Here is a 25,371-nt window from a genome sequence, read left to right on the forward strand (position 1 = left end):
GACCAAGTCCTTCGGCGAAAAGACCGTCATCCGCAACTTCACGGGCACCATCCTGCGCGGCGACAAGGTCGGCCTGCTGGGCCCCAATGGCGCGGGCAAGACCACGCTGCTCAAGCTCATTTTGGGTGAACTCGAACCGGACAGCGGCAAGATCCGCCGCGGCACCAACCTGCAGGTGGCTTATTTCGACCAGATGCGCGACAAGCTCGACCTGGACGCCACGCTGGAAGACTTCATCAGCCCGGGCAGCGAATGGATCGAGATCGGCAGCCAGCGCAAGCACGTGAAGAGCTATCTCTCCGACTTTCTCTTTTCCCCTGCGCGCGCCAATTCTCCGGTGCGCTCGCTCAGCGGCGGCGAACGCAATCGGCTGCTGCTGGCCCGCCTGTTCGCGCGTCCGGCCAATGTGCTGGTGCTGGACGAACCGACCAACGACCTGGACATCGACACCCTCGAACTCCTGGAAGGCCTGCTGCAGGACTACGACGGGACCGTTTTCCTGGTCAGCCACGACCGGACCTTCCTGGACAACGTGGTGACCAGCACGATCGCATTCGAAGGCGACGGCCATTGGCGCGAATACGAAGGCAGCGTGCAGGACTGGCTGATCCAGTCGAAGCGCGCGCGCGAGATCGCGGAACAACGGCAAGCCGCCAGCCCTCCGCCAGCGCCGGCTCCGACGCCTGCCCTGGCCGAATCCGCTGCCGCCCGCCCCGCGGCGGCACGCAAGAAGCTCAGCTACAAGGAGCAGCGCGAACTCGAGGCGCTTCCGGCGCAGATTGAAGCGCTCGAAGCCGAGCAGAAGCGCCTCACCGAAATGCTCGAACTCGACGGCGGGGCAATCTATGCCACCGACGCTTCGCGCGCGGCCGAACTGAGCCAGCGCCACGCCCAGATCGACGACGAATTGCTAGCCGCCCTGGAGCGCCAGGAGGAATTGTCCGCCGCGCGTTAGTGCCTTGGTTTTGCATCGGGCTGTCACGCCGTCCCACGCGCAGACGCCGCCAACTGGGCTATATATGCGGCTTCAAAGCTCCCAGAACGCCGCATGTCTTCCATCTACGCGCTCTTCGGCCGGTCCGTTGCACTCCTGGCCATTGTCCTGCAGGGCGCTTGCGCACAGCTGCCCGAGCACGTCGACCGCCCGGTATCGGTGGCACTTCCCTCGCCCAGTGGCACTGCCCTGGAGGCCTTGGTCCAGCAGCGGCGCAGAGCCGACGCAGCGCGATTCGAATCCGGTTTTTTGCTACTCGGCGGGCCTCCTGCCGCCTATGGCAGCCGGCTCGCATTGATTGAAGGCGCCCAGAAGACGCTGGACCTGCAGTACTACGCGATCCACGCCGACGCCAGCACCGGCCGGCTGTTGCGGGGAATCCGGGCGGCGGCCGGGCGTGGCGTGCGCGTGCGGATCCTGCTCGATGATCTTCACAGCACCGGCCGCGACGCGCTGGTGCTGGGCCTGGCCTTCGTGCCCAACATCGAGATGCGCCTGTTCAACCCGCTCGCCGGCGCGCGCGGCTCTTCGTTCGCACGAATCTTCAACTCGATCGGCGATGCCTCGCGGATCCAGCAGCGGATGCACAACAAGCTCTTTCTCGCCGACAACGTGCTCGGCGTGACCGGCGGCCGAAATCTGGGCGACGCCTACTTCGGCAATGCGCTGAAGGGCAACTTCATCGATCTGGACATCCTGGCGGCCGGCCCGATCGTGCAGGATCTGTCGCGCAGCTTCGATAGCTACTGGAACAACGAGCGCGCCTACCCTGTGCAGTCGCTGGTCAAGCGCGAAGAGCTGAAGGCCATCCGCGAACGTGCGGAACAGGCCGACCGGGAACTGGCCGATGAATCGGCCCGGGCCTTGAACGCGCCGCCGACATCCCAGACGCCGGCGCCCGCGGAAGGCGAACCGAAGCCCGGCGCTCCCCCAACGGCGGCACAGCTGGCCCGCGCCTGGGACGAAAAACCCCTGGATCTGCGCACCGCCCGCTTCGTCTGGGCGCCCGCGGTGATGCTCGCCGACCAGCCCGGCAAGATTCCCGCCGACAAGGGGCCGAACCAGACGAAAGCACCGGGCCTGGTGGTGAGCCAGCCCAACGACAGGGCCAACCCGTCGCGCCGGGCCGCATCGCTCGAGGCCAGTTCCGACATTGCCGCCGGCAGCGACACGGTGGTGGAGGGCCTGTTGCAACTGATCGGACAGGCGAACAGCGACCTGCTCATCATCTCGCCCTATTTCGTGCCCGGCCCGGACATGAAGCAAGCCTTTGCGGCGGCCCGGGGCCGCGGGGTTCGCATCCGCGTGCTGACCAACTCGCTGGCGTCGAACGACGCGCCGGTGGCGCATGTCGGCTATTCGCGCCATCGCCAGGATCTGCTCAAGATCGGCGTCGAGCTTTACGAACTGCGCAGCGAGCAAGCCAGTGTCAGCAACGCCTTCGGCTCATCGGGCGACGGCAGCGTCGGCGCATCGCGCTCCATGCTGCACTCGAAGGTGCTGGTGATGGACGGCCGGCTGCTGGTGGTCGGCTCGATGAACCTCGACCTGCGCTCGCAACTGCAGAACACCGAACTCGCCCTGCTCGTGCGAAGCGCCGAACTTTCCCGCACGGCGTCCGAGCAGATCGAGCGCGGCATGCGCGAAGGCTCGTGGCGGATCGAGCTGAACGACGGCTCGCTGGTCTGGCGGGCGCCCGAAGGCAGCGGCTTGAAGGACACCACCACCGAGCCCGACGCCAGCCTGACCCTGCGCCTGATGCTCAAGCTGTTCGGCCCGCTGGCGCCGGACCAGCTGCTGTAGCCCTAGAGGCCGAGGCCCGCCGCTCGGGATGGCAGGTCAGTGCTTGTGAGCAGCCGGCGCGGCCGCGTCGGCGCCTTCCGGCGCGCCCACCGGCAGCTTCAGGTCGAGCGAGGTCTTCTGGCCCTTCGCATCCTCGAACCTGAGCGTCATCGGCACGGTCGAACCCTTGGCCAGCGCCTGCTTCAGGTCCATCATCATCACGTGGTTGCCGCCCGGCTTGAGCTCGACGGTCTGGCCGGCGGGGAGTTCGAGCCCGCCCGCCAGCTCGCGCATCTTCATGGTGTCGCCTTCCATCTTCATCTCGTGAACTTCGGCCACGCCGGCGGCCGGCGTCGAGATACCGACCAGCCTGGTGCCGGTGGGCGCGGTGAGCTTCATGAAAGCGCCGGTGCCGCTCTGACCCGGGACCGACTGGCGCACCCAGCCGTCGCGCACGTCGACCGTGGCCACGCCCTGCGCCACCACGTCGAGCCTGGCGGCAGGGGTCTTGAGCCCGGCGGTCGAGTTGCCCGACGCCGGCACCTCGGCCCAGTCGATGCTGCCCACGTCGCAGGTCTGCAGCACTTTGAACCACAGCGGACCCGGCGTGCCGGGCACCTTGCCGCGCAACACGAATTCGGCGCGTTCGCTCGCAGGCAGCGCCGCTTGCGGGCTTTCCGCGGTCCAGCGCACTTCGCCGTCTCCGGCATTCTTCTGCACGTCGAGCCTCCAGCCCTTGCGCGCCTGCGCATCGCTCAGGATGAAGCCCTTGGGCAGGCGGACGGCCAGGCCGGTGGTGGCCTTGGCGCCTTCGCAGGCATGGCCCACGCGGAAGGCCGCGTCGTAGTCGCTGCCGACGGTGACGCCGCCGCGCGGCAAGGTGACGTGGGCGAACGCGGTCGCGGTGCCCGCCAGCATGGCGCATGCGGCGACGGTCTTGAGGGTGATTCGCGGGTGGTTCATCTGGAACTCCTTGAAGAAAGCGGTGAAAAGAGAGAGAAGGTCAGAGGTCGAACTTGAGTTCGGCCACGTAGGTGCGTTGGGTGTAGGGATGGAAGGCCCAGTACTTGTTGTTGTTCAGGTTGTCGATGCCCACGGCGGCGCTCCATTGCCGGTCGATGCGATAGCGAATGCGCGCATCGACCACGAGGAACTTCGAAAAGCCCGTATACGCAGCGCCGTTCGTGTCGCTGTTGTCCAGCGTGCCGTATTGCTTGCCGCTGTAGCGCGCGCCGACCGTGTAGCTCCATCTGGCGTCGGGCCGATAGGTGGCGAGCAGCGTGGCTCGCACCTTCGGAATGCGCGGCTGCTCGTGGCCCACGCTGGCGGGAAAGCCGCTGTTGGCGGCAACCTTCGATCGGGTCAGCGTGAGGCTACCGCTCAAGTCCAGCCCCTTGACGCCCACGTCGACCGCGTTCAGCGCCACCTCGAGCCCCCGCGTGCGGATGGCATCGACGTTCTGCACCGTGCTCACCAGGTTGGTGATTGCCTGGCTGTAGAGCGCGTCCTTGGTGTTCTCGAAGAAGAGCGTGGTGCGCAGGACGCCGTCGAACCCCCATGTTTTCAGGTCGCGCTCGGCGCTGAGTTCCGTAGTCCACGAACGCTCCGGGCGCAAATTCGGGTTGGTATTGACGATGCGGTTGCCGTCGATCGAGCCCTGGTAGAGCTCGCTCACGGTCGGCATGCGCACCGCGCGGCCGGTCGAGGCCTTGAACAACCAATCGGGCGTAGCCTGCCAAGCGATGGCGGCCTTGGGCGAGTCGTAGCTGTTCTTGCGCGGCGCAAAGTCCAGCAGCCTGGTCGCGTTGCCGAGCTGCCCGCCATAGGCTTCCCATCGCTCGTGCCGCAGGCCCAGCGTGGTCTTCCAATCCTTGGCAAAACGCCAGGTGTCCTGCACGTAGAGCGACTGGAGCCGCGTGTTGCCGTTGAAGGCGGAAAACGGCGTCACGGCGGGCCCCTCGATCCAGTCGAGCGTGTTGCCGACGCTGGTGCGCAGGCGCGCCGTGTCCTGCTGGAAACCGAAGTCGACCACATGCGCGCCCACGCCCTCGGCCGAGCCGGTGGGCCGCCACGTGCCTGCCGCCTTGAAGGTGTGCCAGCCAGAGCCGCCCATGTCGGTGGTGCGCCCGGGGCCGCCGTTGAAGGCGCCGGGCAAGGGCGTGGTCGGCGTGCGCGAGGTGTCTCTCGAATAGTCGAACAGGCTCGCGGCCACCTCCCAGTCGAACACGCCGCCGGTGTGGCTCTTGACCGAGAGGCCATGCATGTAGTGCGTGAGCGCTGTCTCCGTCGGCGCCAGCGCGGCGCTCGGCGAATCCAGGTTGTAGGTACGCCCGGCGATGTTCACACGCCCCGAATAAACGGGCCGCCCGAGGCCATCGCGCAGGTAGGTGTCGACGCTGCCATGCGTGGTGTTGTTCCAGGCACCCAGCGTGTAGGTGGCGCGAACGGTGGGCGAAAAGTCGTAGGCCACCTTCAGCTTGGCCTGCTCCTGCGTGGTGTCGTAGATGGTGGAGCCGCCCACCAGCCACCAGGGTTGGTTCGACGGGTTCAGCCCCAGCACCGCGCCGGTGACCGGCGTGCCCGCATTGCCCACCGTGCCGGCGCTCACCAGCCGGTTGCCGAACACCAGCGCCTGTCCCTTGCTGTGGGTGCGCGAGGCACTGATCCACCACGACCAGTCGCCGCTGCGGCTGCCCAGCGACAGGTCGAGCTGCTGGCCCGCGGGCGACGAGTGGCTGTTGTACAGGTCGAAGTTCGAGGCAAAGCCGCTGAGCTTGACGTGCGCCTCGAGCTTGGTGGGCATGCGCGTCACATAGTCGACCACGGCGCCGACCGAGTTGCCCGGGTAGGCGGCCGAGAACGGCCCGTAGAGCACGTCGACCCGTTCGATTTCTTCGGGCGACACCATGCCCCAGCGCGGCGCGTAGGTGGCGCCGTTGCCCAGCGGATTCGACAGCATGATGCCGTCCGCGTACACCATCGAGCGTGCACTGTTGCCCGTGCCCGAGGCGCGCGTGGCAAGCACCGCGTGGTTGAAATCGCCGATGTAGCGCTTGCGCACCACCAGGCTGGGCAGGTACTTCAGCGCGTCTTCGCTGTCGGTCGCGTTCACCGTTTCGACGATCTGCTCGTGCGTCAGGCCCTCGATGGTGGTCGGAATCTGCGTCGGCAGCGAGGTTGGGCGGCCGTCAATGACGGTGACGGTGCTCAGTGTGCGCGGACCGCTGCCGTCTTCGGACGGGTCGGGCGCGTTTTGCGCCCACACGGGGGCGCCAAGGGGAAATGCCATGGCGATCGCCAAGGCGCGGGAATGCTTTTTCACGGTGAACCTGCTCCACGAACTTCAAGCCGGAAAGGCCACATGCGCCCCTCGGATCGGGGCGCGTGCGGCTACGGTTTTGGCAGTTTCAGGAGAAGGTCGGGGGTCCGCGCGCCGGCAGCGGCGCGGCGGTGGCCGCGGCAAGTCGCGCGGCGGGAATCGACTGGAGCACCCGGCCCAGCGGCAAGGGAAGATCGAAGGCCGCCGCGGCCGACGACGGAGGCGGTGCGCCAGTCAGCAGGCACAGCGGACAGTCCATGTGCGAGGCGCCCACTTCCTGCACGCCGTCATCGGTCTGCACCACCGCCTTGATCGAACCGGCGCTCGAGCACACCAGTTCCATGGCCTGCGGATGCACGATGGGCGACGCCACCGCCACGCCAAGCGAGAGCATGAACCACAGCAGCGCCCATCGGCCGACGAGGCCGAGGAAGCGGGGGGGGTTTCGCAGCAGGTGCATGGCAAAGGAGATTATCGGCGCTGTTTGCCCTTGGGTGCCGAAGTGCTGCGCTGTGCCGGCTTGGCATTGCCGGCGCTCCTGGCGCCGCTCTTCGCGGTGGAACCCTTGGCGGCCCCCTTGGCGTTCCGACCGCCCCGCTGCGCGGCCTTGGGCGCTGGCGCCGTCGGCACCGCCACCGGCGGCTGCGCGGACAGCGGCACCGCTGAGACCGTGAATCCACGCGCCGCCAGCAGCGCGGGCAATCCCTCCGGCCCGACCATGTGCAATGCACCCACGGCGGCAAAGACGCGCTTGCCGCCCGCATGCATGCGTTCGATGCCGTCCGCCAGGGTGGGATTGCGGTCGTCGAGCAGGCGCTTCATCAGCCGCCGCTCAGCCGGCGTGTTGAGGCAGTTGCACCACTCGGGGTAGCGGGCGAGCTTGTCGGCGTCGCCGCGGGCCCAGACGTCTGCCAGCTCTTTCATTTGCGTGCGCAGCTGGCCCGACTCCAGTTCGTCGAGGGCGCCGTCGATCTGCTCCGCCTCTTCGGCTTCGGAATCGCCGGTCAGCATCTTCAGTTGCGCGGCAGCGCTTTCCAGGGCGAACACCGGCTTGCCGCTATTGCGCGCGGAGACGGCCAGCGCCTCGTCCGCGCCGAACTCCGGGTACAGGCCGTCGACGCGCGCCACCAGGCCGGTCAGCGCCATCACCTGCAGGATGGGTTGCAGCCCGGCCGTGGTCTCGGGCGCCACGCAGGCCGCCTCTCGCTGCCTGGCCAGGCGCTGCGCGCGCTCGCCGCTCAGCAACCGCGCCACCACGGCCGGATCCGCCGGCTGGGTCAGGGCGCGCATCGCGACCTGGTCGCGCGTGTCGAGTTCGAGTGCCAGCGCGTCGCTCTGCTCCAGCGCCTTCTGCACGGTGGGTCCGGGCCGCACCCATTCGGCGCGGCCGAGATGAATGGTTCCATAGAGCCAGGCGGTCCGGCCGTCCCTGTCGGCGCGCCACAGCAGGCCGCGGTCGGCGGCGTTCCATTGGCCCACTGCCGCACCTGGTTTTCCAAGGCTGGCAATGGCCGACGGCGGGCAGGCGGCTTGCGCCGCCAGGGCAAGAACAGAACAGACGCCGGCCAGCGCAAGGCGCGGCAGGCGTGAAAAAAGCGAGGGGCGCAAAGGCGCCTTCAAATCGATATTGCGCCACGGCGCAATCAGGGCCCGGAGTATCCGCAAGGCTTGCTCCACGATGAAAGAAAGTCCGGCATTCTCACAGCACCGCTGCCCATAATCCGGAACCATGCAGAGCATCTTCCATCTTGCCTTTCACGTCCGCGATCTCGAAGTGGCTCGCCGCTTCTATGGCAACGTCCTCGGCTGCGCCGAAGGCCGCAGTACCGACACCTGGGTCGATTTCGACTTCTTCGGCCACCAGATCTCGCTGCATCTGGGCGAACCGTTCGCCACCACACGCACCGGCCGGGTCGGCGATGCGATGGTGCCCATGCCTCATTTCGGCATCGTGCTCGCACTCCCTGACTGGGAAGCACTCGCCCAGCGGCTGAAGGCTGCGAACACGGACTTCGTGCTTGCCCCGCAGGTGCGCTTCGAAGGCCAGCCGGGAGAGCAATGGACCATGTTCTTCTGCGACCCGTTCGGCAACCCCATCGAGGTCAAGGGCTTTCGCTCCCTGGCGGCTCTCTACGACAAATGAACCCCCTGCGCCGGGCCGCCCCCAGCCGGCTCGCAGCTTCTGCGCGAGCGCGCGCCGTCGCGCCTCGCATTGCAACCGCCGCGCTCTGGCTTTTTGCGGCCGGCGCCGCTCACGCCGCGGTCGACTGCGAGTTCAATGATCGCAGTATCAACCTTTCGGACGCCAGCAACATCGCAGGCAAGACAGGGCTCCTGCGCTGCAAGGAACGCGAAACCGGCGAACTCCAGCGCGAGCAGCAAGTGCAGAACGGGGTTTTCACGGGCCTTGCGCGCTTCTACGAAAAAGGCAGACTGGCCAAGGAGCACGTCCTCAACGCCAAGGGCAACATCCACGGCCTTGCACGTGAGTTCGCGCCCAACGGGAAGGTCGTGCGCGAGGCCGTCTACGACGACGGCCGCGAGCGCGGGCTGGTGCGCAGTTTCTATCCCAGCGGCCAGTTGCGCCGCGTGACCTTCTATCCCGACGTTGGAACCGACCGTGCCTTTGTCGAGTTCACCGAGCGCGGCAAGATGGCGGCACTGCGCTGCGGCGAAAAACCGATGCTAGCGCCGGCGGCAGACGACGCCGGGCTGTGCGGGTTCACTGGCGGGCCTTCGCAAGTCGAGCTTTTCGATGAGCGCGGCATCCTGCGCTCGCGGCTCTCGTACCTGGCGGGCAAGCGCGTGCGTTCGCAGAACTTCTACGACAACGGCAAGCCGTCGGTGCAGGACGAAATCGTGGGCACCCAGCGCACCGAACGTCAGTTCTCGTCCGAGGGCGTGAAGCGCCGCGAAACGGTCTGGCGGATGCTCGAGCGCAGCGCGGTGCGGCAACGCGAGCAGGAGTACTCCGAAAAGGGCGCGCTCATCCGCGAACAACGCTGGAACCTTGCGGGCGATCCCGTCAGCGACGACAGCTATTACCTCAATGGCCAGCTTCGCAGCAAGTCCGTCTATCGCGGATCGGGCGATGCGCGCACGGTCGAGATCACCGAGTTCTACGATAGCGGCCAGCGCGCCGCCCACGGCCGCTTCCTGGTCGTGGGCCGCGGGCGGCAGGTGCCCATTGGCAAGCACCAGCGCTTCAGCGAGAAAGGCACGCTGCTGGCGGAGTCGAGCTTCGATGCCAAGGGCCGCGTGACCCGCGAGCGCAGCTGGGACGACAACGGCGTTCTGGAGCGCGACGAAGATGTCTTCGACGAGAAGAGATAACTCGCGGGCCCCCAGCCTCGCGCGCTTCAGTCCAGCTTGACCCCGGCCTGCTTGATGATGGGGCCCCAGCGCTGCGACTCGGCGCGCGACAGCGCCGCGAACTGCGCCGGCGTGCCGGGCATCGCTTCCATGCCGAAATCCTCGAAGCGCTTCTGCACCGCCGGTGTGCCGAACGCACGGTTCAGGTCGCCGTTGAGCTTGGTCACCACGGCGGGCGGGAGGCCGGCCGGGCCGAGCACGCCCTGGAACGCGAACACCTCGGTATTGGGTACCCCCACTTCCGCCAGCGTGGGCACGCTGGGCAGCAGCTTGCTGCGGGCGCCCGAGCCGATGGCGAGCACGCGGACCTTGTTGGCCTGCATGATCGACAGGCCCGAGGCCAGGTCCAGGAACATGCATGGCACCTGGCCGCCCATGACGTCGGCCATCGCGGGCGCCGCGCCTCGGTAGGGAATGTGGGTAATGAAAGTGCCGGTGCGCACCTTGAACATTTCCATGGCCAGGTGATGCGGCGAGCCGTTGCCCGGCGAGGCATAGTTGACCTTGCCCGGATTGGCCTTCACATAGGCCAGGAACTCCTTGAAGTTCTTGGCCGGGAAATCGGGATGGACCACCAACGCGAGCGGAAACTTGCCGATGGCGCCGATGTAGGTGAAGTCTTTCTCGGGGTTGAACGGCAGCTTGCCGAACAGGTGCTCGTTGAAGGCCAGCACCGCGTTGTCCGCCGACATCACGGTGTATCCGTCGGGCTTGCTCTTGGCGACCAGGTCGGCGCCAATGTTGGTGGAGGCGCCGGGCCGGTTGTCCACGACGATCTGCTGGCCCAGCGTCTGGCGCATGGCCTCGGCCAGCGTGCGCGCGATCACGTCGGTGCCGCCGCCCGCGGGATACGGCACCACCCACTTGATGATCTGCGAGGGATAGTCCTGCGCGCGTGCGAAGGGCGTGGCGGCCACGGCGGCGCCCGAAGCGAGCGTGGCAAGAAGTGTGCGGCGGTCCATGTCGATCAGTCTCCAGTTTGTAGTGATTCTGCTGCGGACAGCGATGGTACGGGCAGCGCATGCAGCGCGTCGGCCAGAGCGCGGCGGCAGCGTGCCTCGTCGCCGACCTGCTCGAACAGCAGCAGCGCGAGCCGCGCGAGGAACAGCGATTCGCGCTCTGCGCCGGCTTCGCTGATGGCGCGCGCGCACTCGGCATAAAGACGGTCCCGTGCGTCGGGATGAAGCGATGTCGTCATGCGGCAATCTCCTTGGTCGCAACCGCGGCCCGAGCCAGCGCGGTCGTCAGTTCGCCACGCGGCATGCGGTGCCAGCGCGCGGCCACGTGGCCGTCCGGGCGCAGCAGGTAGACGGCTCCGTCGCTTGCGCCAAGCGCTGCGAACACGGCCGGTCCGGCGTGCGCATCCGCGCCCTCGACGCCCGAACCTGCAATGGTGCGAACCGTGAATGGCAGGGCCCCTTGGCGGGCCTGCGCCACTTCGTCGGCGGGCAGCGGGACAGCATCGGCCCCCGGCTGCAACACCAGCAACGTGAAGACCGGGCCGATCCAGTCGCTCAGGTGGCCGTGTTCGAGCTGCTGCTCGGCCACCACCTCGCCGGGCAGCGGCCCCGCCGGCAGCGCATCGCCATCGCTGGACAGCGCCGAGTCTTCGTAGCGCACGGCCTGCGTCTGACGGGGATTGATCAGTTGCGCAATGCCGCGATGCGATTCCGACAACGAAAGCGCGGCCTCGCGCAGCAGATCGAAGCCGCGCGAAGGCGGCGACATGAACTCGGTGCTGCGCATCGCGTTCTCCGCGTTCACATGAAAGGCCGCAATGCGCTCCTGCGAGTACGAATCGAGCAGCGCAGGGTCCGACAGGCCGCGTGCCACGAATGCCAGCTTCCAGGCCAGGTTGTCGGCATCGTCGAAGCCCGAATTGAGGCCGCGCACACCGAAGATCGGCATGGCGTGCGCCGCATTGCCAGCAAAGAGCACACGGCCATGCCGATAGCTTGCGAGCGTCATTGCCCCCGCGCGGTAGACCGAGGTCCACACCGTTTTCCAAGGCAGGTGGCCTTCGCCGATCGCGTCGAGATGGCGCTGAACGAACTCGGCCACCGCGGCCGGCTGCAGCGCTTCCTCGGTGCTCTGGCCCGCGCGCAGCTGGTAATCGATGCGCCAGATATCGTCGGGCTGGCGGTGCATCAGCACGGTCGAGCCGGGGTTCCACGTCGGATCGAACCAAGCGCGGCGCTCGGTCGGGTGCTCGCTGTGCAGCTCGATGTCGATGATCACGTAGCGGCCTTCGTAGCCCGTGCCCTCGAGCGCGAGCCCCAGCGCCTTGCGCACGAAGCTCTGCCCGCCATCGCAGGCCGCGAGCCACTGGCCCTGTAACCGATACGCGTCGTCGGCATTGCGCACGTCGAGCGTCACGCCGTCCTCATCCCGCACGATGCCGGTGAGCTCGGTGCCCCAGCGAATGTCGATGACCCCCGGCGTCTTTTCGTTGCGGCGGAAGATCTCTTCCAGCAGGTACTGCTCGATGTAGTACTGCTCCAGGTTGATCATCGGCGGCAGCTTCTGCTTCTCGTCGTGCGGCATCTCGAAGCGAAAAACCTCGGACGTCTTGTAGAAGCTGCGCCCGCCGGTCCAAGGCAGCCCCTTGGCCATGAAGGCCGGCAGCACGCCAAGCCGTTCCATGATCTCCAGGCTGCGGCGCGATATGCAGGCCGCGCGGCTGCCCACGCACACCGTGTCGTCGGCTTCGAGAATCACGCAGCGCACGCCCTGGTTCGCAAGCCCCAGCGCGAGCGCCATTCCGACGGGTCCGCCGCCCGCAATCACCACGGGGTGGCGGCCGGGCTCCATGCCGTCGTGTTCGAGCGGCGGCGTCCAGGGCTTGTAGCGCGCGTAGTGAAAGGCGCCGACGGAGGGCGGCAACTCGGAGGCACTGGCCATTGGCGGCACAGGGCCCGTCGCGGCATCGGCCGCGCGCGTGCCGGGCGCCGGTGCAGCGACCGCAATGGTGGGGTTCGTCATGCAGCGGGATTGTCCCGATGCGCAGCGCCGGCCACTGTCATAACTTCGTACGAAGTAATTACCCTTGGCTCATCTGCTCTCATGAGGCGTTGGCGCATTCAACCCGCCGCGGACAGTGCGCTGTCCGCGGCCATCGTCAGCGACGTGCTGGCAGGTGTCGCCACGCCGCATCTGGCGGCCAGCTGCCTCGCGGCCATGCACCGCGTGATGCCCGTGACCTTCTGCACCGTGTTCGCGGTCGATGCCACCGGCCGCATCGAGGCGGTGTCGGCCGCCAGCAGCTACGGCACCACGGCCGAACGAACGACCGAGCGCTACGTGGCGCAGCGCTTCGACCTTCTCGATCCCAACATGATCTGGCTTGCATCGCGCAAGCTGCCCAAGCGCCCGCAACTCTGGCTGGGCCATCAGCGTGCCGACGAAGTGGCCGACCCCGCCTACCGTGCGGCCTGCTATGGCGACGTGGGCATCAGGGAACGTGCGTCGGTGCTGCTGCTGACACCGGCCGGCCAGCGCGTGGCCGTGAGCTTCTACCGCAGCCTCGCGCAGTCCGAGTTCGACGCCGCCGACTTCGCGAAGATCGAAAGCCATGCCACCCTGCTCGCCGATGCCACCCTGGCCCACGGCCGCAGCGCGATGGCCACGCGCGAAGCGGTGGCGCCCGCCCTCGCCTCGCGCCTCTTGACCTTGAGCCTGCGCGAACGCGAGGTCATCGGCCACCTGCTCGCGGGCAAGACCGCCAAGCAGGTGGCGCGCGACGTGGGCATCGAGCTGACCACGGTGCGCACCCACCAGTACCGGGCGTTCCGCCGGCTCGGGATACGCACGCAGAAGGAACTGCTGCTGCGCGTGACACAGGAAGCGCCGTAGCGCTTCGCCTTACTTGGCGGCGTCCAGGCGCTTCTGCATGCGCGCCGAACGCTCGGCCGATGGCGGATGCGAGCTCATGAGCGAGCTGCCGGTGGCGCCGCCGCCGAGCTTGGCCAGCTTGTCGAACGCGCTGACCAGCCCCTTGCGCTCGAGCTTGCGTTCGGTGAGCAGGTCGAAGGAATAGTTGTCGGCCGCGCTTTCGTTTGCTTGCGAGAACTGCGCGTTGACGAACTTCTCGCCCAGGTCGCCGGCTTGCGACTGCGACAGCTGGGCCGCCACGCCGCCGGCGGCGCCGGCCAGTCCGCGAACGGCCGAGGCGGCGTAGGCCGTCTGCATGCGCGACTTCGAATGGCCCAGCGCCACGTGACCGATCTCGTGGCCGATGACGCCGCGCAATTCGTCGTCGTTCATCAGGTCCATGAGGCCGCTGTACACGCGGATGCAGCCGTTGGCCATCGCCCAGGCATTCACGTCGCTGGTCATGTAGACCTTGTAGTTGGCCGTCTTGCCGTTCACGGTGGTGGGCATCTGCTTGATGACCTGGTTCAGGCGCGTGGCGTAGCGGCTGCTGGCCGGCGCGATCTGGTTCTTCTGGTCCATGGCGGCGCACGACTGGTCGGACATCGTGGCGATCTCGCCGTCGCTCAGCGACATGGCCTTGAAGGCCGAGCCGCCCGCCTGGGTGAGTGCGCCGGTGTCGGCGTTCTTCATGGTTTCGCAGCCCGCGAGGGCGAAGGCCGCAACGACGGCGGCCGCAATAGGCAAATAACGCATCGAAAACTCCCGTTTTTCTTGATTTGAATGGCGACCGCGGAAGCAGCCGCCGAACGCACTGCCGCTCGCGAATGATTCCGAGTCGCGGCAGCGGGAGGATCATAGCCATGGCGGGCGCGATACCCGCGAAGCGCGGCGGCTTCAGTCTTCGCCGGCGTCCTCGGCCTGCGGGTTCACCAGCGACACCGGCGCCACCTTCGGCCGCCCGCTCGTCGACACGATCTCCTGGTCGATTGCACCGAACAGCGAGCGGCCGTCCAGACCCTTCATCTCGATGCGGATCGTGTCGCCGAACTTCATGAACTCGGTCGCGGGCTCGCCTCCCTGGATGGTCTCGATGCAGCGCTTCTCCGCAATGCACGAGTAGCCCTTGGGCCAATCCATCTGGCCATTCCTTTCCACGCCCTTGTTGCTTACGGTGCCGCTGCCGACGATGCTGCCGGCGCGCACGTTGCGCGTCTTGGCGATGTGGGCAATGAGCTGGCCGAAGTGAAAAGTCATCTCGGGTCCGGCGTCGCACATGCCGACCTTGCGGCCGTTCCAGCTGCTTTGCAGCGTCAGGTGCACGCGGCCGTCCTGCCAGGCTTCGCCGATCTCGTCGAGCGTCACGGCCACGGGGCTGAAGGCGGTGGCCGGCTTGCTCTGGAAGAAGCCGAAGCCCTTGGCAAGCTCGGCCGGAATCAGGTTGCGCAGGCTCACGTCATTGGCCAGCATCACCAAGCGGATGCCGTCGAGGGCCTGGTCGGGCGTGGCGCCCATTTTCACGTCGCCGGTGATCACCGCGATCTCGGCCTCGAAGTCGATGCCCATGGCTTCACTGGGCACGACCACGTCGTCGGTCGGACCGAGGAAGTCGTCGCTGCCGCCCTGGTACATCAGCGGGTCGGAATAGAAGCTCTCGGGCACCTCCGCGTTGCGAGCCTTGCGCACCAGCTCGACGTGGTTCAGGTAGGCCGAGCCGTCGGCCCACTGGTAGGCGCGCGGCAGGGGCGCCATGCACACCGAGGGATCGAACGGGAAGGAATGGCGCGCGCGGCCCGTGTTGACGGCGTCGTACAGGTCCTGCAGCTGCGGGCCCATGAAGCCCCAATCGTCCAGCACCTGCTGCAGCCGGCTCGCGATGCCGGTGGCGTAGTGGGCGAGCGTGAGGTCGCGCGAGACGACGACGAGCTGGCCGTCGCGCGAGCCGTCCTTCAGGGTGGCGAGTTTCATGATGGCAAATGCGTGATGAAGGACACGGCGCGAACACGAGAGCCGGCGCCGCGCCCACTAAACTGGTTGAACGGGCGGCAGTGTACCGAGGTGCTCTTGGTGAACCTCCGCGCTGGCGCCCACTCCACCACCCCATGCCGACGCTCGTCGCCCCCCTGCCGCCGTCCACCGCCCCTCCCGGCCGCCCCTCGTGGCGGGTGCTGGCCGGGTTGACGCTGGCGGTGGCGCTGGTCCACGTGCTGCTGCTGGGACTGGCGCCGGCCGCCATGGGGCCTGACCCCTCGCCCCTCGCGAACAAGTTCATTACCCGCACCATCGTGATCGCACCACCGGCTGCGGAAAAGCCGACAGCGCCGGCTGCCGTGGCGCCCGCCGCCCCAGCCAAACCACCGCCGCCCGCAAAACCGCGGCGGCCGCGCGAGCCATCCCCGCCCAAGCCGGCGACGGCACCGGCGCCCCAGGTTTCCGAACAGCCCCCCCCGCCAACGCCCGATGTCATGGCACAGAACGCTCCCGATACAGGGGCTACCGCCCCTGAACCGGCGGCAAGCGCTCCGGCAGGCGCGGCACTGGGCGGCGCGGGCAGCACGGCCAACACCGGCATGGAGAGCGGCACGCCCGGCGGGTCCGCGGGCGCGGCCTCCGCCACGGCGGGCAACGTCGTGGGAGCTGAAGCGCTGCGCATTCCGGGCTCCGTGAAACTGGCCTTTGCGGTCACCGGCCAACAGGGCGCCTCGCCGATGCAGGGCGTTTTCGGCGACCTGGTCTGGCTGCAGGACGGCAGCAGCTACGACGCCCGGCTGTCGCTCAAATTCCTGTTCAAGACCATTCGCAGCCAACACAGCACCGGCCAGATCGGAGCCACCGGCATCGAGCCGGCGCGCTTCTCCGAGAGCCGCAAGGGCGAGGTGGCCTCGCATTTCCTGCGCGACCAGGGACAGGTGATGTTCAGTAACAACGCGCCGAGCGTGCCCCTGCTTCCGGGGGCGCAAGACAGGCTCAGCGTAGTGATGCAGTTGGGCGGCATGCTGGCCGGCAATCCGGCCCGCTACCCGGCCGGCAGCCGAATTTCCGTCCAGACGGTCGGGCCGCGCGACGCGGGCGTGTGGGTGTTCAACATCGAAGGCGAAGAGCAGATGACGGTGCCGGCCGGCGAGTACGCGGTGCGCAAGCTCACACGCGACCCGCGGCGCGAGTTCGACGACAAGGTCGAAATCTGGCTCGCCCCGGCAATGGGGTACCTACCGGTACGGATGAAACTGACACAGCCCAACGGCGATTTCGCCGACATGCAGTTGCGCGAAACCCTTCCCGCCGGCCCGGCCAGCTGAGCGTACAAATCAAGTAAAGAAACACTGTTGTGACTGCAATGCGACAACCCTTCTTGAAACTGGCGCGTTGATTGCTATCTAACCCTCATGAACGCCATCGACATCCTCACAGGCCCCGCAATGAACATGCTCTATGACTCGGAGTCCTTCGTCGTCGTGCACGTGCAGCCGAACGAAAGTGATACACCGGCGCAACCCAATGTGCCGGTTCTGGAACGCCACGGCTTCGAGATCGTCGACAAGCGCTCCGGCAAGGAGGTCTATCTCGACGGTTCGTGGGCCGAACTGTTCCAGCAGCAGATTGCCGCCTGGCAGCTCAACACGCCCACGCAGGAAGAGGTCGAGGACACGCTCGAGGGCTATGCCGAACTGGCCCACACGCCCGTGCTCGTGCACTGAAACACGCCCCGCCGATCGCAAAAAAGCGCCCGATGGGCGCTTTTTTTGTGTCTTTTTCAGGCCCAGCCGTTCATTTGCGCCCGTAGATCCACCGGTACATCGGCCCCACCAGCAGCAGCACCGCCACCAGCCGGCACACCTGGAAAGCCGTCACCACCGGTACGCCGAGCTGCAGCACCTTGGCGGTGATCGACATTTCCGCAATGCCGCCGGGCGAGGTGGCCAGGATCATCGTGGCAGGATGCAGATCCGTGGCCCAGGCCAGCAGCCAGGCAGCACCTGCGCACAGCACCAGCATGGCGGCGGTGCCCAGCGCAACCGACCCCAGCCAGCGCGGCGCCGTGTGCAGGAACTCCCGGCTGAAGCGCACGCCCAGGCTCACGGCAATCACGAGTTGCGCGGCGTTCGACATCCAGGTGGGCACGGCCGAAAGCGACTGGCCCGCGATGGTGAACCCCATCGCCACCACCAGCGGCCCCATGAACCAGGGGTTGGTGCGGCCCAGCGCACGCATCGCGAGACCGCCGACGCCCGTGGCCAGCGCCAGCAGCAGGAGCCCGGCGGCATTCACTTCGCGCACCATGGGCGGGTTGATTTCGAGCCCGTGCAACCCGCTCCACTGCATGGCGAACGGAATTGCGATGGTCACCACCACCAGGCGCAGACTGTGCGCCGCGGCCACCAGATCGGTGCGTGCGCCGGCCGATTCGGACAGCAGCGTCATCTCGGACGCACCGCCGATGGCACCCGCAAAGTAAGTTGTCGCTCTCATGGATCGTGCCGGCACATGGGGCATGCGCCTGGCGTGCAGCCCATGCAACCAGCGCCCGAAGCCCCAGCCGAGGAGCAAGGCCCAGGCGATGGCTAGCGCAATCGCCCACCAGACGCCGGCCACCAGCGCAACCACCTGCGGGGTGAAGTAGAGGCCCAGCGCGGTGCCGATGGTCCACTGGCCCGCATTGCGCAGCGGCGTGAAGCTGGCGGTGGGCGCTCCCGCGATTGAGGCCAGCGACACCGCGAGCAGCGGGCCGATCATCCACGGCAGCGGCGTGCGCAGGGCGAGGCAGAGCTCCGCCGCGGCGAGTGCCAGCAACAACGTGGCCAGCACGCGAACCAAAAAGCGGAAAGACACCACAGGAAAAAGCGGAAATGGACGGCACGGCGTGCGGGCGTCAACGCATAGTATGGCGCGATGCGATGCCAACCCTCACCCGCGCGGGCCGCCCGTTTGCCGTTGTTGCCCCTGTTCGCGGTCGTTGCCGCAGCCATTGCCATTGCGTTGCTGGCGGGTTGCACCGCATTCTTCGACGGCCCCAATGCGCCGGTCGCGCGCCGCGCCGCGGCGCTGCTGCCCGCGGACGCGCTGATCCTCGGCGAGCAGCACGACGCCGCCGAACACCACGCGATCGAGCGCGAAACCGTCGAAGCGCTGGCGGGCCAGGGCAAGCTGGCCGCGCTGCTGCTCGAAATGGCAGAGGAAGGCAACAGCACCGCCCGCCTCGACGCCGCAGCCACCGATGCGCAGGTGCAGGCCGCGCTCGGCTGGAACGACAAGGCCTGGCCCTGGCAAAGCTACGGTCCGGCGGTGATGGCTGCGGTGCGCGCCGACGTGCCGGTCATCGGCGCCAACCTGCCGCGTGCGCGAATCAAGAACGCCATGGCCGACGTTTCGCTCGATGTGCAACTCAACGGCGAGGCCTACACCGCGCAGCAGGACGCCGTGCGCGAAGGCCACTGCAAGCTCTTGCCCGAACCCCAGATCGTGCCGATGACGCGCATCCAGGTGGGGCGCGACCGCGCCATGGCGCAAGCCATCGTCAAGGCCCGTCAGCCGGGCAAGACGGTGCTGCTGATCAGCGGCGCGGGCCACGCCACCAAGGTGCTGGGCGTGCCGCAGCACTTGCCGACCGATGTGTCGGTCAAGGCCGTGCGGCTGCAGGCCGGCGAATCGCCGGACGAGGACGAAGCCAACAAGGGGGCGTACGACGCCGTCTGGCGCACGCCCGCGCTGCCACCCAAAGACTACTGCGCGGGCATCCGCGTCAAGTAGCTGCGCGCTGCGGCTCAGGCAAACTTTTTGATCGAATCCGCCAGCGTGTTGACCAGCGTGTCGATGTGCTGCTTCTCCACGATGTAGGGCGGCGCAATCACCAGCACGTCGCCCGCGGGCCGCACCAGCGCGCCCTTGTGGAAGCAATCCAAAAAGATGTCGTAGGCGCGCTTGCCCGGCGTGCCCGCAATGGGCGCGAGCTCCACGGCCGCGGCAAGGCCGAGGCTGCGGATGCTGATCACGTTCGGCAGGCCCTTGAAGGAGCTGTGGAATGCATCGCCCAGCACCTTGCCCATCTCGCCCGCGCGAGCAAACAGGTTCTCCTGCTTGAACAGGTCGAGCGTGGCAATGGCCGCGGCGCAGGCCACGGGGTGGCCCGAGTAGGTGTAGCCATGGAAGAACTCGACCACGTGCTCGGGCGCGTCGGTCTTCATCATCGCGTCGTACAGCTTGTCGCGGCAGATCACGCCGCCGAGCGGAATGACGCCGTTGGTCACGCACTTGGCAAAGTTCAGCATGTCGGGCACCACACCGTAGTAGTCCGACGCGAAGTTGGTGCCCATTCGGCCGAAGCCGGTAATGACCTCGTCGAAGATCAGGAGGATGCCGTGCTTGTCGCAGATGGCGCGCAGCTTCTGCAGATAGCCCTTGGGCGGCAGGTACCAGCCGGCCGAACCCGCCACCGGCTCAACGATGATCGCGGCGATGTTGCTCGGGTCGTGCAGCGGCAGGATGCGGGTCTCGAGCTCGACCAGCGGGTCTTCGGCCCACACCGGCTCCTCGTTGTGGATGTAGGCGTGGTTCACCGGATCGTGAATGAAGCGCATGTGGTCCACGCGCGGCAAGAAGGCCGAGCCGAACACCTTGCGGTTGCCCGGAATGCCACCCACCGACATGCCGCCGAAGCCCACGCCGTGGTAGCCCTTCTCGCGGCCGATGAACACGTTGCGATGGCCCTCGCCGCGTGCGCGGTGGTAGGCCAGCGCCACCTTCATCGACGTGTCGGCCGCTTCCGAACCCGAATTGCAGAACAGCACCTTGTTGAGGTCGCCCGGCGCCAGCGACGCGATCATCTCCGCCGCCTTGAACGCCTTGTCGTTGCTGACCTGGAAGGCGGTGGCGTAGTCGAGCGTGTCGAGCTGCTTCTTGATCGCTTCGTTGATCGGTTTCCTGTTATGCCCCGCGCCCACGCACCACAGCGACGAGATGCCGTCGATCACCTTCTTGCCGTCGTGCGTGGTGAACTCCATGCCGTCGGCCGCGACGAAGACGCGCGGGTCTTTCTGGAAGTGGCGGTTGGGGGTGAAGGGCAACCACTGGTTGCCCATGTTGAAGTCCTGGTAAGCCATCGATTGCTCCTGCTTAACGCGCACTGAAAAGCGGCATTCTGGCACCCCTGCGACAATCGTGCCCCTCATGACGACCACTACGCCCGCTTACATCCTGACCCTCTCCTGCCCCGACCGGACGGGCATCGTGCATGCCGTTTCGGGCTTCCTGCTCGAACGCGGCGGCAACATCGAGGAAGCCGCCCAGTACAACGACCACGACACCGGCCTGTTCTTCATGCGCGTGCGCTTTGCCTGCAGCGACCACACCGAAGCGGCGCTGCGCGAGCAGCTCGCCACCTTTGGCGCCGGCTTCGGCATGAGCCTGCAGCTGCACGCGGCGGCCGAGCCGATGAAGACCGTGATCCTGGTCAGCAAGGAAGGCCACTGCCTCAACGATCTGCTGTTTCGCTGGAAGAGCGGCCTGCTCGCCATCGACGTGCGCGCCATCATCTCGAACCACCGCGACTTCTACCAGCTGGCCGCGAGCTACAACGTGCCCTTCCACCACATTCCCGTGACGGCGGCCACCAAGGCGCAGGCCGAGGCCAAGCAGCTGGAAATCGTCGAGGCCGAGGGCGCCGAACTCGTGGTGCTGGCGCGCTACATGCAGATCCTGAGCAACGACCTGTGCAAGAGCCTGGCCGGACGGGCGATCAACATCCATCACTCGTTCCTGCCCAGCTTCAAGGGCGCCAAGCCCTACTACCAGGCCCATGACCGCGGCGTGAAGCTGATCGGCGCCACCGCTCACTACGTGACGGCCGACCTCGACGAAGGCCCGATCATCGAGCAGGACGTGGCGCGCGCCGACCACACCGACACGGTCGAAGACCTCACGGCCCGCGGCCGCGATACCGAGAGCCAGGTGCTCGCACGCGCGGTGAAGTGGCACAGCGAGCACCGCGTGCTGCTGAACGGGCACCGCACGGTCGTGTTCCGCTAAGGAGCGCTCGCCGGTCCACGGCGCCCCGCGTGTAAGCGGGTGTAGCATCCAGCGCCAAAAGAGGAGAAGGCGCAATGCGACGTTGGATCGGTGGTTTTCTGTTGGCCGCACTGGCGGCCTGCCTGTTCGGGTGTTCCGCGACGGGGCCGCGGTATTCGGAAATGGCGGAAAGTCTTCCCTCGCTCGGCGAGAACACGGGACGGATCTATTTCTATCGCAACACGCTAGCTGGCATGGCGGTTCAACCCGAGGTCACCGTCAATGGACAGGTCGTCGGCAAGTCGCAACCCAACAGCTTCTTCTTCATCGATCGGCCGGCCGGCACCTACCGGGCCAGTGCCCGCACCGAAGCCGAGAACAGCATCGACATCGTGCTGCTGGCCAGGCAGACCGCCTATGTCGAAATGAGCATCGGCCTGGGCTTCGTTGTCGGCCGTCCGGCGTTCGAGCGGGTGGCGGAATCGGAAGGCCGGAAGGCGCTGCCTCCGCTGGCCTACGGCGGAACGATGCCGGTGTTGGCCAAGGCGGCGAATACATCGGCGCCCGCACAAGCCGCTCCGATTGCACCGGACAGCACAGCTGCCGCGGCAACTGCCCCTATGGCAACGTCGTCTTCCGGTCCGCCAATGGCCTCACCAGCCGTCCAGCGCACACCCATTGCAGCAGCAGCGCCGTCCGCCACACCGGCACCTCCACCTGCATTGCCGCCGGTCCGCAGCGCCGCGACCGCGGCGCCTGAAGCGACGCCATTTGCCAAGACTTCGATCAACGATCTGCGACTGCTTCTGCAAGCCAACCGATGAGACATCTGCTTCTGCCTTTCACACTGGCGCTTGCAACAGCGCTGGCCGTCCCCTCGGCGTCGGCGCAGGAAGCACGAAGCGGCGTGGCGCTCGCGCCAGACGCGCTCTTCGCTCGTGTCTCACCCAACGTCTGGGTGCTTCAAGCCCATGACGCACAAGGCAAAGTGCTGGCCACCGGGAGCGCCGTCGCCATCGGCGCAGGCACTGCCGTCACGAGCTGCCAATTGCTCGCAAAGGCTGCCAGCGTGGCGCTGAAGCGCGACAACGTGAGCTATGGAGCCACGCTGGTATATCCAGACGTCGCACGCGACCTGTGCCAGCTGCGGATTGCGAATTTCTCCGCATCGCCGATCGGCATCGCGCCCGCGAATGCGCTGCAGGTCGGCATGCCGCTCTTCATCGTCGGATCGCCGCGAGGGAAAGAACTGACGCTCGGCACCGGCATGCTCGCCGGCTTGCGGCGCAACGATGCCGGCGAACTCGAAGCCCTGCAGCTTGCGGCACAGCCGGAGGCGGGCCTCGGTGGAGCGGGACTGTTCGACGCGCAGGGCCGACTGGTCGGTTTGGTGAGCGGCGCGGCTGCCGGTTCGGGCGCGGCAAATCTCGCCATGCCGGCGTCATGGATTGCGGAATTGCCGGCGCGCGGCCAGCTTGCCATCGAGCGATTGGCGATGCAACCCGTAGCGACCTCCGCAAGCGGCGTTGCAGCGCCGGGTCGGAGCTCCAGCCAGCCTGGCGTTGTCGAATACCAGTTGCACGACCGTCTCACCAACATCTATCGCAAGGTCATCTACCGTGCCGACCCCGCCACGGACGATCGCATCAGCTTCAACAGCGGCGGGTGGATCGAGAAGCCCGGCGGCGAAGTGGTCAGCGTCAACAGCGCCATCGCCGGCGAGTTCGACGGGGCAATGCCGCCAGGTGGCTGGGCCAAGGAGAACCTCAAGCAGGAAGCGGCCTGGAGAACGCGCTACGACTCCACCATGGGCGGCACCCGAATCCACATGGATCTGTCTGCCTCGGTGATGGAAGACACCGTGCTGACGGTGGGCGGGCAGGAAATCAAGGCCGTTCGCATCGAATACCGCGGGTTCACGCAGCGCGCCGCGAATGCAGGCGCCTCCTCCGGCACCCAGTACGGCCCGTATCGGGCCGAGGTTTGGTTTTCGCCGGAGCTCGGCCGCGTCATTCGCTTCGAAGTGAAGACGCGGGGCGGCGGAGGCAGCGGGGCATTCCAGGTCAGCGAAGTCCTGGAGCTGGTCAGTCTGCGTTAGGCCCGCCTCGCGGCGGCAGGCGGACACCCAGCATTGCCGGGGTCGTGGCCGCCTGCCGCCGCGGAGACCGCATCAGTTGCGGTTCGGATTGTCCGGACGGCGGTCATAGCGGTTCGGCACGCCGTCGCGGTCACGGTCCCATTCGCCGCGGCGGTATTCCCAACGGCCGTCGCGTTCGCGCCATTCCGGCGGACGGTAGGCATAGCCCCGACGGGCACGCACCCACGAGCCCCGGACCCACACGTGTTGTCCGTTGCGCCATTCGTAGTGCCCCGGAGCCCACACGTAGCCACGGCGCGGAGGCGGCATGCGCTCCGAGCGCGGCGGCGGCGGCGGCGTCTCGACGATCACTGCGCGCTGCGCGTGCGCGGTGGTCGGCAGCGTGAGTGCGCCCCCCACGGAAAGCAGCGAAGCTGCGCCGATGGCCAAAGTGATTGCGACTCTTTTCATGGGTGTCCCCTCATGAGTGGTTGGAGCCTTCATGCTGCCGCGGCCATGTGAAGCGCCTGTAAGCACTCAGCGGGACTTTGTGTAGAGGTGTTTCGCAGGAACGAATACCTTTGTCAGCGCTCACTCTTGCAATTCGCGAAGATCGATGGCCGCTGCCATGGCGGCATGGCCCGCCTTGTTGGGATGCAGGTGGTCGCCGTTGTCGTACAGCGGGTTCAGGGACTGAGGATCGGCGGGGTTGCGCAACACCGCGTCGAAATCGATCACCGCGTCGACGTCCTGGCGGCTGCGGATCCAGCGGTTCACTTCGCCGCGCATGGCCTCGGAACTTTCTGCCCAGTAGAGCGTGTTCTTGAACGGCGGCACGGTGCCGATCAGCACTTTCACGCCCTTGGCGCGGGCCTGCTTGATCAACTGCTGCAGGCCGTCGGTAATGCGCTCCGCGGTCGCCACCTCGTGTTCGGGCGTTGGCCGCCCCGGCAGGCCGACGAACACGCTGCGGCCGATGTCGTTGGTGCCGAGCAGCACGATCACGTGCGTCACGCCCGTCTGCCCCAGCGCGTCGCGCGCAAAGCGCGAAAGGCCATTGGGGCCGATCCCGTCGACCAGCAGTCGGTTGCCGCCGATGCCCGCGTTGAGCACCGACACCGGCTGTGCCGCCGCGGGACTGTTGCGCAGCCGCGTTGCAAGCAGGTCGGGGTACGACCCATCGCCCCCCTCGCCGCCGCCCGCGGTGATCGAGTCTCCAAACGTGACCACCGCGCGGGTCGGCTGCGAGGTCATCACGTCCAGGCCCGTCACGATGTGATTCAGCGGCAAGGGCGCGGCATCCGGCAGCGTGGCCGCGGCAATGGCGTTACCGCCGGCCACCCAGCTCGCGTCGGGCGCCTGCAGGTGAACGGTCGCAAAAGGCACGGCGCGGTCGAAAAAGGCGCTCGCAACCACTGCCTGCCCGGCCTCGACCTTCAGATCGACGCCATCGCTGAAGATTTCCGCGCCCGGTGCGACGACCACGCTGCCACGCCCGCCGAAGCGCAGCACCCGCAGCGTGGACGGCGAGATCGCGCCACCGCCGGTGCTGCGCGCCACGCTCGCCGCGGCAACGTGCAAGGGCGTCTTGCCGAACCGGTTGGAGAAGCGGATGCGAACACGCTCGCCCCCCAGCGCGGGCTCGAACTGCTGCCGCACCGTCTGCCCGCGGAAGGCGTCACCGCCGGGCCGGGGAGCCGCAGCCTTGAGCAGGGGGTTCGCACTCAGCTCGCGAAAGTCCACCGGCGCGGCAGTCCAGCCAGCCACCCATTGCGCCTCGGCGGGCTGGTGCGGACGCGCCGTGGGCTGAACAGCCTGCACGGCCACCGCAGCGGCCAGCAGCAAGAAGCCGACCGCGGCCACTCCATGCCGCAGCACACCTCGGCGAAGAACGGAAAGCCGATGCGAACCCAGTTTCATGCGCAAAGCGACCCAGTGTACGGAGCCCCCTTGCCC

Annotated in this window: 24 protein-coding genes (1 of these 24 cut by a window edge); 11 read left to right on the top strand and 13 right to left on the bottom strand. The window is 67.4% G+C overall.

Annotated elements, in window-relative coordinates:
- A protein-coding gene (locus BLR24_RS12120; protein WP_093017071.1) for an ATP-binding cassette domain-containing protein crosses the window boundary here: on the top strand, positions 1–955 show its 3' portion. 944 nt of this gene lie to the left of the window's left edge; only the last 955 of its 1,899 coding nucleotides appear in the window; its start codon lies beyond the left edge, outside the window; the stop codon is at positions 953–955.
- Positions 956–1,048: 93 nt separating this feature from the next.
- A complete protein-coding gene (locus BLR24_RS12125) occupies positions 1,049–2,797 on the top strand; it encodes a phospholipase D family protein (protein ID WP_093017073.1) in 1,749 nt (582 codons plus the stop codon).
- A gap of 36 nt (positions 2,798–2,833) precedes the next feature.
- On the opposite strand, the gene BLR24_RS12130 is transcribed toward BLR24_RS12125, so the two are convergent.
- The 4 genes from BLR24_RS12130 to BLR24_RS12145 form a co-directional block, all read right to left on the bottom strand.
- Positions 2,834–3,739: a copper chaperone PCu(A)C domain-containing protein gene (locus BLR24_RS12130; protein WP_093017075.1), complete on the bottom strand. Its 906-nt coding sequence runs from the start codon at positions 3,737–3,739 to the stop codon at positions 2,834–2,836.
- A gap of 40 nt (positions 3,740–3,779) precedes the next feature.
- The gene (locus tag BLR24_RS12135) at positions 3,780–6,065 is read right to left on the bottom strand and encodes a TonB-dependent receptor (RefSeq protein ID WP_093017382.1); all 2,286 of its coding nucleotides are present in this window, start codon (positions 6,063–6,065) and stop codon (positions 3,780–3,782) included.
- Between the two features lie 118 nt (positions 6,066–6,183).
- A complete protein-coding gene (locus BLR24_RS12140; RefSeq protein ID WP_093017077.1) occupies positions 6,184–6,555 on the bottom strand; it encodes a DUF2946 family protein in 372 nt (123 codons plus the stop codon).
- Positions 6,556–6,566: 11 nt separating this feature from the next.
- Entirely contained in the window at positions 6,567–7,760 is a 1,194-nt protein-coding gene (locus tag BLR24_RS12145) for a TraB/GumN family protein (protein ID WP_093017384.1), read from the bottom strand.
- A gap of 64 nt (positions 7,761–7,824) precedes the next feature.
- Between BLR24_RS12145 and BLR24_RS12150 the strand changes: the two genes are divergently transcribed.
- Entirely contained in the window at positions 7,825–8,238 is a 414-nt protein-coding gene (locus tag BLR24_RS12150) for a VOC family protein (protein ID WP_093017079.1), read from the top strand.
- Positions 8,235–9,428: a toxin-antitoxin system YwqK family antitoxin gene (locus tag BLR24_RS12155; RefSeq protein WP_093017081.1), complete on the top strand. Its 1,194-nt coding sequence runs from the start codon at positions 8,235–8,237 to the stop codon at positions 9,426–9,428. The genes BLR24_RS12150 and BLR24_RS12155 overlap by 4 nt, the downstream gene beginning before the upstream one ends.
- 26 nt (positions 9,429–9,454) lie before the next feature.
- On the opposite strand, the gene BLR24_RS12160 is transcribed toward BLR24_RS12155, so the two are convergent.
- Genes BLR24_RS12160 through BLR24_RS12170 form a run of 3 tightly spaced genes read right to left on the bottom strand, consistent with a single transcriptional unit; the run spans position 9,455 to position 12,449 of the window.
- Positions 9,455–10,429: a Bug family tripartite tricarboxylate transporter substrate binding protein gene (locus BLR24_RS12160; protein ID WP_093017083.1), complete on the bottom strand. Its 975-nt coding sequence runs from the start codon at positions 10,427–10,429 to the stop codon at positions 9,455–9,457.
- A gap of 5 nt (positions 10,430–10,434) precedes the next feature.
- Entirely contained in the window at positions 10,435–10,665 is a 231-nt protein-coding gene (locus BLR24_RS12165) for a hypothetical protein (protein WP_093017085.1), read from the bottom strand.
- Positions 10,662–12,449 carry an FAD-dependent monooxygenase gene (locus tag BLR24_RS12170; protein ID WP_093017087.1) on the bottom strand — a complete coding sequence of 596 codons (1,788 nt, stop codon included), beginning with the start codon at positions 12,447–12,449 and terminating at the stop codon, positions 10,662–10,664. The genes BLR24_RS12165 and BLR24_RS12170 overlap by 4 nt, the downstream gene beginning before the upstream one ends.
- A gap of 81 nt (positions 12,450–12,530) precedes the next feature.
- Here BLR24_RS12170 and BLR24_RS12175 point away from each other — a divergent pair, with 81 nt between their 5' ends.
- Positions 12,531–13,319, top strand: a complete 789-nt coding sequence (locus BLR24_RS12175) for a LuxR C-terminal-related transcriptional regulator (RefSeq protein ID WP_093017089.1) — start codon at positions 12,531–12,533, stop codon at positions 13,317–13,319.
- Between the two features lie 9 nt (positions 13,320–13,328).
- Here the strand turns inward: BLR24_RS12175 and BLR24_RS12180 are convergent, their stop codons facing one another.
- Positions 13,329–14,093 (bottom strand): metalloprotease LoiP, encoded by a 765-nt coding sequence (locus BLR24_RS12180; protein ID WP_093017091.1) that lies wholly within the window; start codon positions 14,091–14,093, stop codon positions 13,329–13,331.
- 141 nt (positions 14,094–14,234) lie between these two features.
- Positions 14,235–15,305 carry a fumarylacetoacetate hydrolase family protein gene (locus tag BLR24_RS12185; protein ID WP_093017093.1) on the bottom strand — a complete coding sequence of 357 codons (1,071 nt, stop codon included), beginning with the start codon at positions 15,303–15,305 and terminating at the stop codon, positions 14,235–14,237.
- Between the two features lie 134 nt (positions 15,306–15,439).
- Here BLR24_RS12185 and BLR24_RS12190 point away from each other — a divergent pair, with 134 nt between their 5' ends.
- Both BLR24_RS12190 and BLR24_RS12195 read left to right on the top strand, forming a co-directional pair.
- Positions 15,440–16,636, top strand: coding sequence for a DUF3108 domain-containing protein (locus tag BLR24_RS12190; RefSeq protein ID WP_093017095.1), 1,197 nt, complete (start codon positions 15,440–15,442; stop codon positions 16,634–16,636).
- 87 nt (positions 16,637–16,723) lie between these two features.
- The gene (locus BLR24_RS12195; RefSeq protein WP_093017097.1) at positions 16,724–17,035 is read left to right on the top strand and encodes a BTH_I0359 family protein; all 312 of its coding nucleotides are present in this window, start codon (positions 16,724–16,726) and stop codon (positions 17,033–17,035) included.
- A gap of 70 nt (positions 17,036–17,105) precedes the next feature.
- On the opposite strand, the gene BLR24_RS12200 is transcribed toward BLR24_RS12195, so the two are convergent.
- Positions 17,106–18,167: an AbrB family transcriptional regulator gene (locus tag BLR24_RS12200; protein WP_093017386.1), complete on the bottom strand. Its 1,062-nt coding sequence runs from the start codon at positions 18,165–18,167 to the stop codon at positions 17,106–17,108.
- A gap of 60 nt (positions 18,168–18,227) precedes the next feature.
- Between BLR24_RS12200 and BLR24_RS12205 the strand changes: the two genes are divergently transcribed.
- Positions 18,228–19,085 (top strand): ChaN family lipoprotein, encoded by an 858-nt coding sequence (locus tag BLR24_RS12205; RefSeq protein ID WP_093017099.1) that lies wholly within the window; start codon positions 18,228–18,230, stop codon positions 19,083–19,085.
- Positions 19,086–19,099: 14 nt separating this feature from the next.
- Here BLR24_RS12205 and BLR24_RS12210 read toward each other — a convergent pair whose 3' ends face one another.
- Positions 19,100–20,434, bottom strand: a complete 1,335-nt coding sequence (locus BLR24_RS12210) for an omega-aminotransferase AptA (RefSeq protein WP_093017101.1) — start codon at positions 20,432–20,434, stop codon at positions 19,100–19,102.
- A gap of 67 nt (positions 20,435–20,501) precedes the next feature.
- Between BLR24_RS12210 and purU the strand changes: the two genes are divergently transcribed.
- The 3 genes from purU to BLR24_RS12225 all read left to right on the top strand — a co-directional run bounded on the left by purU (position 20,502) and on the right by BLR24_RS12225 (position 23,436).
- Positions 20,502–21,359, top strand: coding sequence for a formyltetrahydrofolate deformylase (gene purU, locus BLR24_RS12215; RefSeq protein WP_093017103.1), 858 nt, complete (start codon positions 20,502–20,504; stop codon positions 21,357–21,359).
- Between the two features lie 101 nt (positions 21,360–21,460).
- Positions 21,461–22,162, top strand: a complete 702-nt coding sequence (locus tag BLR24_RS12220; protein ID WP_254787250.1) for a DUF2846 domain-containing protein — start codon at positions 21,461–21,463, stop codon at positions 22,160–22,162.
- Entirely contained in the window at positions 22,159–23,436 is a 1,278-nt protein-coding gene (locus tag BLR24_RS12225) for a S1 family peptidase (RefSeq protein WP_093017107.1), read from the top strand. Before BLR24_RS12220 ends, BLR24_RS12225 begins: the two co-directional genes overlap by 4 nt.
- 72 nt (positions 23,437–23,508) lie before the next feature.
- On the opposite strand, the gene BLR24_RS12230 is transcribed toward BLR24_RS12225, so the two are convergent.
- Complete coding sequence (locus BLR24_RS12230) at positions 23,509–23,886, bottom strand: YXWGXW repeat-containing protein (protein WP_093017109.1); 378 nt, start codon at positions 23,884–23,886, stop codon at positions 23,509–23,511.
- 120 nt (positions 23,887–24,006) lie between these two features.
- Positions 24,007–25,335: a GDSL-type esterase/lipase family protein gene (locus BLR24_RS12235; RefSeq protein ID WP_254787251.1), complete on the bottom strand. Its 1,329-nt coding sequence runs from the start codon at positions 25,333–25,335 to the stop codon at positions 24,007–24,009.
- Between the last annotated feature and the right edge of the window lie 36 nt (positions 25,336–25,371).

It is taken from the genome of Variovorax sp. OV700 (genome assembly GCF_900099805.1).
In the GTDB taxonomy this organism is placed as follows: Bacteria; Pseudomonadota; Gammaproteobacteria; order Burkholderiales; family Burkholderiaceae_C; genus Variovorax.